The sequence below is a fragment of the Ferrovibrio sp. genome (assembly GCF_029255545.1).
Taxonomy (GTDB): Bacteria; Pseudomonadota; Alphaproteobacteria; order Ferrovibrionales; family Ferrovibrionaceae; genus Ferrovibrio.
This window is the reverse complement of sequence record NZ_JANLJJ010000030.1, coordinates 58821-64680: the sequence shown is the minus strand read 5'-3', so window position 1 is coordinate 64680 and position 5860 is coordinate 58821. Positions and strand designations below refer to the sequence as shown.

The 5860-nt window shown below is 64.2% G+C and carries 8 protein-coding genes; all 8 read left to right on the top strand.

Annotation, left to right across the window (positions count from 1 at the left end; all coding sequences use genetic code 11):
• Window positions 1-621 (top strand): cbb3-type cytochrome c oxidase subunit I (locus tag Q1J79_RS05640; protein ID WP_300297666.1); only part of this gene is annotated, 621 nt, incomplete at its 5' end.
• Between the two features lie 33 nt (window positions 622-654).
• Complete coding sequence (locus tag Q1J79_RS05635; protein WP_300297663.1) at window positions 655-1602, top strand: heme o synthase; 948 nt, start codon at window positions 655-657, stop codon at window positions 1600-1602.
• 5 nt (window positions 1603-1607) lie between these two features.
• Window positions 1608-1733: a hypothetical protein gene (locus Q1J79_RS05630; protein WP_300297662.1), complete on the top strand. Its 126-nt coding sequence runs from the start codon at window positions 1608-1610 to the stop codon at window positions 1731-1733.
• Window positions 1730-2314: a cytochrome c oxidase assembly protein gene (locus tag Q1J79_RS05625; RefSeq protein WP_300297659.1), complete on the top strand. Its 585-nt coding sequence runs from the start codon at window positions 1730-1732 to the stop codon at window positions 2312-2314. The genes Q1J79_RS05630 and Q1J79_RS05625 overlap by 4 nt, the downstream gene beginning before the upstream one ends.
• Before the next feature lie 29 nt (window positions 2315-2343).
• Window positions 2344-3162 carry a cytochrome c oxidase subunit 3 gene (locus tag Q1J79_RS05620; RefSeq protein ID WP_300297656.1) on the top strand — a complete coding sequence of 273 codons (819 nt, stop codon included), beginning with the start codon at window positions 2344-2346 and terminating at the stop codon, window positions 3160-3162.
• A gap of 11 nt (window positions 3163-3173) precedes the next feature.
• Window positions 3174-3554 carry a DUF983 domain-containing protein gene (locus tag Q1J79_RS05615; protein ID WP_300297653.1) on the top strand — a complete coding sequence of 127 codons (381 nt, stop codon included), beginning with the start codon at window positions 3174-3176 and terminating at the stop codon, window positions 3552-3554.
• 4 nt (window positions 3555-3558) lie between these two features.
• Window positions 3559-4305 (top strand): SURF1 family protein, encoded by a 747-nt coding sequence (locus Q1J79_RS05610; protein WP_300297651.1) that lies wholly within the window; start codon window positions 3559-3561, stop codon window positions 4303-4305.
• A 3-nt stretch (window positions 4306-4308) separates the two neighbouring features.
• The gene (locus Q1J79_RS05605) at window positions 4309-5799 is read left to right on the top strand and encodes a carboxypeptidase M32 (RefSeq protein ID WP_300297648.1); all 1491 of its coding nucleotides are present in this window, start codon (window positions 4309-4311) and stop codon (window positions 5797-5799) included.
• Window positions 5800-5860 lie beyond the last annotated feature (61 nt).

The window sequence follows — 5860 nt, the reverse complement described above, 5'->3', positions numbered from 1 at the left end:
ACCATGGTCATCGCGGTGCCGACCGGCGTGAAGATCTTCTCGTGGATCGCCACGATGTGGGGCGGCTCGATCCGTTTCACCGTGCCGATGCTGTTCGCCGTCGGCTTCATCTTCCTGTTCACCATCGGCGGCGTGACCGGCGTGGTGCTGGCCAATGCCGGTGTCGACACCTATCTGCATGACACCTATTACGTGGTGGCGCATTTCCACTACGTGCTGAGCCTCGGCGCCGTGTTCGCCATCTTTGCCGGCTTCTACTACTGGTTCGGCAAGATGTCGGGGTATGAGTTGAGCGAGACCGCCGGCCAGATCCACTTCTGGACCACCTTCATCGGCGTGAACCTGCTGTTCTTCCCGATGCATTTCCTCGGCCTGCAGGGCATGCCGCGCCGCATCCCGGATTATCCGGATGCCTTCGCCGGCTGGAACTACGTCGCCTCGATCGGCGCCTATATCGCCTTCGCTTCGACGCTGTTCTTCGTCGGCTCGGTGCTCTACGCCTTCCTGCGCAAGAAGAAAGCCGCCGCCAATCCGTGGGGCGAGGGCGCGACGACGCTGGAATGGACCCTGTCCTCGCCGCCGCCGTTCCACCAGTACGAGAAGCTTCCGGTCATCAAGTAAGACCGGAAGACTCCACGCCCCGGGAGTTGAAGATTGTCCGACGCCAGTTTCATTGGACAGGGTAGCGAGGCCGGTCATGCCGGCCTCGATGCCGCTTATGCTGTCCGTGCCGCCGAAGCCCATCCAAGCGACTACCTCGCGCTGCTCAAGCCGCGCGTGATGTCGCTGGTGGTCTTTACCGGGCTGGTCGGCATGGTGCTGGCGCCGGGCGATTTGCATCCCACCCTGGCGATCACGGCTTTGCTGTGCATCGCGATCGGCGCCGGCGCCTCGGGCGCCATCAACATGTGGTATGACGCCGACATCGACGCGGTGATGGCGCGCACCCAGGGTCGCCCGATCCCGCAGGGCCGCATCAGCCGCGACCAGGCGCTCGGTTTCGGCACTGTCCTCTCGGTGGCCTCGGTGCTGGTGATGGGGCTGGCGGTGAACTGGGTGGCGGCCGCGATCCTGGCGCTGACCATTGGGTTCTACATTTTCATCTACACGATGTGGCTGAAACGCCGCACGCCACAGAATATCGTGATCGGCGGCGCCGCCGGCGCCTTTCCGCCGATGATCGGCTGGGCCGCGGTCACCGGCGACCTTTCGCTGCTGCCGCTGCTGCTGTTCGCCATTATCTTCATGTGGACGCCGCCGCATTTCTGGGCGCTGGCGCTGTATCGCTCTGATGATTATGCCCGTGCCGGCGTGCCGATGCTGCCGGTGGTGGCCGGCGACCGCGAGACGCGTCGCCAGATTCTGATCTACAGCCTGCTGCTGGTGCCGATCACCCTCAGCCCCTGGGCGCTCGGTCTGGCTGGCCCGCTTTATGGCGGCGTCACCGCCGCGCTCGGCGCCATTTTCCTGGCCCTGGCCGTGCGTATCTGGCGCGGCAACGACGAGCGGCCGGCAAAACACATGTTCGCCTACTCGATCCTCTACCTCTTCCTGTTGTTTGCCCTGCTGCTGGCGGAACGCGGGCTTGGCTGGGGGGCATGAGCGCGATGACGCAGCAAGACGAGCAGAAACGCCGCCGGGCGCGCAACATCGCGCTGGCTGTGGTGCTGTTTGCCCTGGTGATCCTGTTCTACTTCATCACCATCGCCAAGATGACGGGGCGCGCCGCATGACGCCGATCGCCCGCAGGAACCGTCGCATCGCCTTTGGCTGCGTCGCCGTGGTCGCCACCATGGTTGGCCTGTCCTTTGCCTCGGCGCCGCTCTACGACCTGTTCTGTCGCGTTACCGGCTTTGCCGGCACGCCGCTGCGTGCGGCCAGCGCACCCGGCAGCGTCGATGCTGACGAAACGACCGTCACCGTGCGCTTCAATTCCGATACGGCTCCCGGTCTGCCCTGGCAGTTCCAGCCGGTACAGCGCGAAGTGCGGGTGAAGCCGGGCGAGGAGACGCTGATTTTCTATCGCGCCACCAACCCGACGGCGCAGGCCATCAGCGGCCAGGCCAGCTTCAATGTCACGCCCGAGAAAGCCGGCCAGTATTTCAACAAGATCGCCTGCTTCTGCTTTACCGAGCAGCGTCTTGAGCCTGGCCAGAGTATCGACATGCCGGTCTCGTTCTTCGTCGATCCGGACATCCTGAAGGATCCGAAGACGCGCGACGTCACCACCATCACCTTGAGCTACACGTTCTTCCGCATGCCGGAAGAGAAACGCGTTTCCGATCGTGGCGGCCCGGGCCGCGCGGTCAACTGAGCCGATCAACACTTGCGTAACTAGGGGGTATGACCATGGCTGCAAGCAGCGCCCGCAATCACGATTACCATCTTGTCGATCCCAGCCCGTGGCCGTTCATCGGTGCGATGGGCGCCTTCGCGCTGGCGGTCGGTTCGGTGGCCGCGTTCCATGGCTACAGCTATCTTTGGGCCGTGCCCGGCCTGCTGATCGTGCTCTACACCATGGCTGCCTGGTGGCGCGACGTGATCCGCGAAGCCGAGCACGAGGGCCATCATACCCCGGTGGTGCAGCTGCACCTGCGCTATGGCATGGTGATGTTCATTGCCTCCGAGGTAATGTTCTTCGTTGCCTGGTTCTGGGCCTATTTCAATGCGTCGCTGTTCCCGACCGAGGCGATCGGCCATGTCTGGCCGCCGGCCACGATCGAGACCTTCGATCCCTGGCACCTGCCGTTCGTCAACACTTTGATCCTGCTGCTGTCGGGCACCACGGTGACCTGGGCGCACCATGCCCTGCTGCATGACGACCGCAAGGGCCTGATCCAGGGCCTGACGCTGACCGTCATCCTCGGCGCGCTGTTCACCACGCTGCAGGCTTACGAATACAGCCATGCCGCTTTCGGCTTCAAGGACGGCATCTATGCCTCGACCTTCTACATGGCGACCGGCTTCCACGGCTTCCATGTCATCGTTGGCACGATCTTCCTGCTGGTCTGCCTGATCCGCGCGATGAAGGGCCATTTCAAGTCGAACCATCATTTCGGTTTCGAAGCCGCGGCCTGGTACTGGCATTTCGTCGACGTGGTGTGGCTGTTCCTGTTCACCGCGATCTACTGGTGGGGCGCCGGCACGCCGGCCGCCCATTGAGCGATCAGCCGATGGCGGCCGCATTCTATCCGCCGCTATCGCCGTTCTCGACGGGGCTTCGCTGCAGGTGTCCCCGCTGCGGCGAAGCTCCGTTGTTCGACGGGCTGCTGACGGTCAAGCCGCGCTGCCCGTCCTGCGACCTCGATTATGCCAAGATCGACGCCGGCGACGGGCCGGCGGTCTTTGTCATTCTGATTCTCGGTTTCATCGTTGTCGGCCTGGCGCTGTGGGTCGAGTTGCGTTTCGGCCCGCCGCTCTGGCTGCATATGGTTTTGTGGGCGCCGCTGATCCTGGGCGGCTCCATTCTTATGCTGCGGCCCTTCAAAGCCACGCTCTTCGCGCTACAATTCCGACACAAGGCTTCGTCCGACATCGAATTGCTGCGCGAGTAATCCATTGAAATTTCTAGGTTTTCGGCCAGCCCTCTGGCCGACTCTGTTCACCGTTCCCGCCCTTATCCTGCTGCTCATCCTGGGCACCTGGCAGGTCCAGCGGCTGTTTTGGAAGCTTGAGCTGATCGAAAGCGTCGAAACCGGGCTGAAGGCGGCGCCGATTCCGCTCCCCGCCGGCCCGCTCGATCCGGCCGAATGGAGCTATCGCCCCGTCACCGTGCGCGGCAGCTTCGACCACAGCCGCGAGTTCCATTTGCTGGCCCATTCCGAGCGCGGCAATTTCGGTTATCACATCATCACGCCGCTCAAGCGCAGCGATGCGCCCGGCTGGGTGCTGGTCAGCCGTGGCTGGGTGCCGGCTGAGGACAAGGACCCCGCGCGCCGGACCGCGGGCCAGGTGGCCGGCGAGGTGGCGATTTCGGGCGTCACCCACGTGCCCTGGGGCAAGGGCTGGTTCACCCCTGACAACGACCTGCAGCGCAATCTGTGGTATTACGGCGACGCCGCCGGCATGCTGAAGGCCGCCGGCATCAGCGATGCGCCGGCGCTGTTCGTCGATGCCGATGCCTCGGTAACGGTGCCAGGCGGCTGGCCGCGCAGTGGCCATACAAGGCTGAATTTCACCAACAATCACCTGGCCTATGCGGTCACCTGGTACAGCGGCGTCATAGTCCTGATGGTGATTTATGTGTTATGGCATCGGCGCCGGGACCGCGAAGCGGCGGCAAAATCCGGCCAGCCAAAGGCCTGAGACATGAAAAGCTACAAGGCTCTGGAAACACGGTTCCGCCGCGTCAGCGCGGTGAACGGGGCGCTGGCCATGCTGGGCTGGGACCAGTCCACCATGATGCCGGAAGGTGGCGCCAAGGCGCGCGCCGAGCAGATGGCGGTGCTGAGCGTGGTGCGCCATGAATGGCTGACTGATCCGCAGCTGGGCGACCTGCTGGGCGAGGCCGAGGCGCAGCAGAAAAGTTTAAGCGACTGGCAGCGCGCCAACCTGCGTGAGATGCACCGGCAATGGCGCCATGCCACCGCGCTGACGCCCGAGCTGGTCGAAGCGCGCTCGAAAGCCAGCATGGCCTGCGAGATGGTATGGCGCAAAGCCCGCCGCGACGATGACTTCAAATCCTTCGCCAGGGCCTTCAAGCCGGTGCTGGAACTCACCCGCGAGGTGGCCGCCGCCAAGTCTGCGGCTTTTGGCCTGGATGCCTATGACGCGCTGCTGGATGAGTATGAGCCCGGCGGCCGGTCGGCCACCATCGACAAGCTGTTTGCCGATCTGGGCAGTTTCCTGCCCAGCTTCATCGACAAGGCCCTCGCCAAACAGGCCAAGCGGCCCGCGCCGCTGCCGCCGCAGGGGCCGTTTTCGACCGAAGCGCAGCGCCAGGTCGGCCTGCGCTTCATGAAGGCGCTGGGTTTCGATTTCAACCATGGCCGGCTGGATGTCAGCCTGCATCCCTTTACCGGTGGTGTGCCGGATGATGTGCGCATTACCACGCGCTATGAAGAGGCCGATTTCACCAAGGCGCTGATGGGCGTGCTGCACGAGACCGGCCATGCGCTCTACGAGCTCGGCCTGCCCAGGGCCTGGCGCGACCAGCCGGTGGGCGAGGCGCGTGGCATGGTGCTGCATGAAAGCCAGAGCCTGCTGGTCGAGATGCAGGTCTGCCGCGGCGCGGAATTCCTGCGCTACGCGGCGCCGATCCTGCGCAAGGCCTTCAATGGCAGCGGCCCTGCCTGGTCGGATGAAAACCTGCTTGGCATCTATGCCCGCGTGAAGCCCGACCTGATCCGCGTCGATGCCGATGAAGTGACCTATCCGGCCCATGTGATCCTGCGTTACCGCCTGGAGCAGGCGATGCTGCACGACCATCTGCCGATCGACGATCTGCCGGACGCCTGGAACGACGGCATGCAGACCCTGCTGGGCGTCGATGTGCCCGATTATGCCCAGGGCTGCATGCAGGATATCCACTGGGCGGTTGGCTCGATCGGCTATTTCCCGACCTACACGCTCGGCGCGCTTTCTGCCGCGCAGCTCTTCGCCGCGGCGAAGGAGCAGGATGGCGATATCCTGCCCGGCATCGCCAAGGGCGATTTCAAGCCCCTGCTGCGCTGGCTGCGCGCCAACGTGCATGGCAAGGGATCGCTGATCACCACCGATGAATTGCTGCGCCAGGCGACCGGCAAGCCCCTGGGCACTGCCGCCTTCAAGGCGCATCTCAAAGCCCGCTATCTGAACTGAGCCATCCCATGCGCTATGTTTCCACCCGCGGCCAGGCCCCCGACCTCGATTTCGAAGGCGT

Bases quoted from the DNA above. Each gene is read 5' to 3' on its own strand.
- Q1J79_RS05625 (WP_300297659.1), top strand. From the start codon at position 1,730: ATGACGCCGATCGCCCGCAGGAACCGTCGCATCGCCTTTGGCTGCGTC.
- Q1J79_RS05630 (WP_300297662.1), top strand. From the start codon at position 1,608: ATGACGCAGCAAGACGAGCAGAAACGCCGCCGGGCGCGCAACATCGCG.
- Q1J79_RS05605 (WP_300297648.1), top strand. From the start codon at position 4,309: ATGAAAAGCTACAAGGCTCTGGAAACACGGTTCCGCCGCGTCAGCGCG.
- Q1J79_RS05615 (WP_300297653.1), top strand. From the start codon at position 3,174: ATGGCGGCCGCATTCTATCCGCCGCTATCGCCGTTCTCGACGGGGCTT.
- Q1J79_RS05620 (WP_300297656.1), top strand. From the start codon at position 2,344: ATGACCATGGCTGCAAGCAGCGCCCGCAATCACGATTACCATCTTGTC.